Genomic DNA, 3473 nt, shown 5'->3' on the forward strand with positions numbered 1-3473 from the left:
GCGTTGTCCTCCCCGGCCGGCTCGCGGGCGGCGTGGCCCCGCGGGGTCGGTCAGACGCCGACGGCGTGCACGCCGCCGTCGACGTGGACGGTCTCGCCCGTGGTCGCCGGGAACCAGTCCGAGAGCAGGGCGACGCAGGCCTGGGCGGCGGGGGTCGTGTCGTGGACGCTCCAGCCGAGCGGCGCCCGCCCGTCCCAGACGTCCTCGAACTGGCTGAAGCCCGGGATGCTCTTGGCGGCCATCGTGCGCAGCGGGCCGGCGGCGACGAGGTTCACCCGCACGCCCCGCGGGCCGAGGTCACGGGCCAGGTAGCGGGCGGCCGAGGCGAGACCGGCCTTGGCCACGCCCATCCAGTCGTAGGACGGCCAGGCCACCGAGGCGTCGAAGTCGAGCCCGACGACCGACGCCTTCTCGCCGAACAGCGGCAGCGTGGCGCGGGTCAGCGACGCCAGCGACCAGGTGGAGACCTGCAGGGCGGTGCCGACCTCGGACCAGGCGGCCTCGACGAACGGCTTGCCGCCGAGGACCGACTCGGGCGCGAAGCCGATCGCGTGCAGCACGCCGTCGAGGCCGTCGACGTGTTCGAGCACCCGCTCGGCGAGGCCGGCGAGCTGCTCCTCGTCGGTGACGTCGAGCTCGACGACGGGGGCCTCGGTGGGCAGGCGCCGGGAGATGCGGCGGGTCAGGGACAGACCCCGGCCGAAGCCGGAGAGGACGACCCGCGCGCCCTGTTCCTGGGCGATGCGGGCGACGCTGAACGCGATGGACGCCTCGGTGAGGACGCCGGTGACAAGGATGCGCTTACCTTCGAGGAGACCGGTCATGGGCCGCATCCTGCCAAACATCGCGCCCGGCGCGGTGGTTCCCCGGCCGGGAAGGCCGCTGAGCCCTCAGGCGCGGGCGGCCAGGCGCCGCCGGGAGGCCCGGGTGACCGGTTCGACGAAGCGTGCCGCCAGCGGCCCGATGATGGCCATGAGCAGCACGTAGCAGGCGGCGAGCGGGCCGAGGCGAGGTTCGATGCCGGCGGCGACGGCGAGCCCGGCGATGACGATGGAAAACTCGCCGCGGGCGACGAGCGCCGCGCCGGCCCGGAACCGGCCCATCGTCCCGATGCCGGCCGAACGCGCCGCCCACCAGCCGGTGATCATCTTTGTGGTGACGCCGGCGAGGGCCAGCAGGGAGCCGGCGAGCAGCGCCGAGGGGATCTGCGCGGGCTCGGTCTGCATGCCGAAGAAGACGAAGAACACCGCGGCGAACAGGTCCCGCAGCGGGCTGAGCACCTCCGCCGCGCCTTCGGCGACCGGGCCGGACAGGGCGATGCCGACGAGGAACGCGCCGACCGCGGTGGAGACCTGCATGCGCTGGGCGAGGCCGGCGACGAGCAGCGCGAGGCCGAGCACCCGCAGGAGCAGGATCTCATCGTTGCGGTCCGCCTTGGGGTTGAACACCAGCCGGGTGACCTTGGGGCTGTGCTTCAGCGCGAGCCAGAGCACCACGGCGAGCAGGCCCAGGGCGATGGCGACGGTCAGCGAGCCGCGGGCGACCGTCTGGTGGGCCAGCAGCGCGGTGAGGATCGGCAGGTAGACGGCCATCGCGAGGTCCTCGAGCACGAGCACGGACAGCACGACCGGGGTTTCCCGGTTACCGAGGCGGCCGAGGTCGCCGAGGACCTTCGCGATGATGCCGGACGACGAGATCGCCGTGACCCCGCCGAGCACGACGGCCGCCACCGGACCCCAGCCGAGCACGAACGCGGCGATGATCCCGGGGGCGGAGTTGAGGACCAGGTCGAGCACGCCGGCCCGGGCGTTGCTGCGCAGGCCGGAGAGCAGCTCCGAGGCGGTGTACTCGAGGCCGAGGGTGAGCAGCAGCAGGACGACGCCGATCTCGGCGCCGATCTCGATGAAGTCCTCGCTCGCGCCGAGCGAGAGCAGCCCGCCCTTGCCGACGGCGAGCCCACCGAGGAGGTAGAGCGGGATCGGCGAGATGCCGACCCGCATGGCCAGATGTCCGAGGATGCCGAGGCAGAACAGCACCCCGCCGAGCTCAAGGAAGATGTTTGTCGTCGAGTGCACTCGCGATGGCCGTCCGGCTCGTCAACCGTTGCGGAGCAACGCCGCGACGGACGCGGTGTTCTCCGGGGTCCCGACGACAACCACGATGTCGCCGGCGTCGAATCTGAAGTCGGGCCGCGGGGAGGCGTGCACGACATGGTCGCGCACGACCGCGACGATGGACGCGCCGGTCCGGGTGCGGGCCTGGGTGTCGCCGAGCGGGCGCCCGGCGTACGGGGAGTCCGCGTCGATCGCGATCTGCTCGCCGACAAGCCCGGCGAACGCGCTGCTGATGTCCGCCAGCTTCTCGACGATGTGCGGCGCCCCGAGCAGCTCGGACAACGCGTCGCTCTCCTCCGCGGTCAGCGTGACGCATTCGCGGACGGCGTCGCTGTCCTCGGCGTCGTACAGCACCAGGTCGCGCCGGCCGTGATGGCGGGACACCACGCCGATCCGCCGCCCGCTGCGGGTCTGGAAGTCGTGGCGAAGCCCGATCCCGGGCAGTGCCGTCTCCTCGATGTCCACAGCCAACCCTCTCCGCACGTCATCGTGCCTGCTCACGAGCGGGATGCCCCGGGTGAGCCGCCTTTGGTCACCCTAACCAACGTGCTACCCCTGATCGTCGTTCGCGGCGGTCGGAGCCGCGGCCGTGCTCACGCCACCCAACGGAGCACACCCTGTCGGTGCCGGCGGACGCGAAGCGGTCCAGGTCACGATGGCGACCGGGGATGCGGGCCACGAATGGGCGGTGTCCGGCGTTGGTACGGGGTAGGAGAGCGCACGTCCGTCACGATCACCCGCTCCGGCGGGGTCCGGCCGCACTGGGACCGCGGCCGGGTTCACCGATGCCGACCGCTGCGCCAGGCTTCGCGGCCCCGGCCAGGCGATCGGCCGCGCGGCGTCGGGCGCCGCCGTACGCAGGGGAGAGTCGCACGACGTGTTGAACACAGGTACCCGGCTGTTGCGCCGGCTGGTTGTGACCATGCTGGGCGTGGCGATCCTCGGTGTCGGCATCGCGATGCTCGTGCTGCCCGGGCCGGGGTTCCTCGTGGTGGCGCTCGGCTTCTTCGTACTGAGCCTGGAGTACGAGTGGGCCCGCAGCCGGTTCGAACGGGCCCGGCAGAAGGCCGCGGACCTCGCCGACCAGGCGGCCGCGAAGCCGCTGTACTCGGCGTTCACGATCCTGTTCGGCCTCGGGATGGTGGCGGCGGGCATCGTGTGGATCGTCGTGGACACGCTGCCCGCGTCGTCGCCGTGGTCGGGGGGCAGCATCATCTTCAGCGGCCTGGTCGTCCTCAGCACGATGGTCGTGAGCCTGTGGCAGGCGCGCCAGGCCCGCGAGGCCGGCCAGCCCACGCCGGCCGAGCTCATCGAGCGGCGCGAGGAATCGCGCCAGGGCGCCGGGCCCGACCGCCCGGC

Annotated in this window: 4 protein-coding genes; 1 reads left to right on the forward strand and 3 read right to left on the reverse strand. The window is 72.9% G+C overall.

What is annotated here, in order from left to right:
* Positions 1-50: 50 nt before the first annotated feature.
* The 3 genes from fabI to MXD58_RS23130 form a co-directional block, all read right to left on the reverse strand.
* Positions 51-824 carry an enoyl-ACP reductase FabI gene (gene fabI / locus MXD58_RS23120; protein ID WP_248840717.1) on the reverse strand — a complete coding sequence of 258 codons (774 nt, stop codon included), beginning with the start codon at positions 822-824 and terminating at the stop codon, positions 51-53.
* Positions 825-890: 66 nt separating this feature from the next.
* Entirely contained in the window at positions 891-2075 is a 1185-nt protein-coding gene (locus tag MXD58_RS23125; protein ID WP_248840718.1) for a cation:proton antiporter, read from the reverse strand.
* 21 nt (positions 2076-2096) lie between these two features.
* A complete protein-coding gene (locus MXD58_RS23130; RefSeq protein ID WP_248840770.1) occupies positions 2097-2579 on the reverse strand; it encodes a cation:proton antiporter regulatory subunit in 483 nt (160 codons plus the stop codon).
* A gap of 412 nt (positions 2580-2991) precedes the next feature.
* On the opposite strand from MXD58_RS23130, the gene MXD58_RS23135 reads away from it, so the two are divergent.
* A partial coding sequence (locus MXD58_RS23135) for a PGPGW domain-containing protein (protein WP_250609909.1) occupies positions 2992-3473 on the forward strand: 482 nt, incomplete at its 3' end.

Origin of the sequence: Frankia sp. AgKG'84/4, assembly GCF_023242965.2 — a bacterium.
GTDB lineage: Bacteria > Actinomycetota > Actinomycetes > Frankiales > Frankiaceae > Frankia.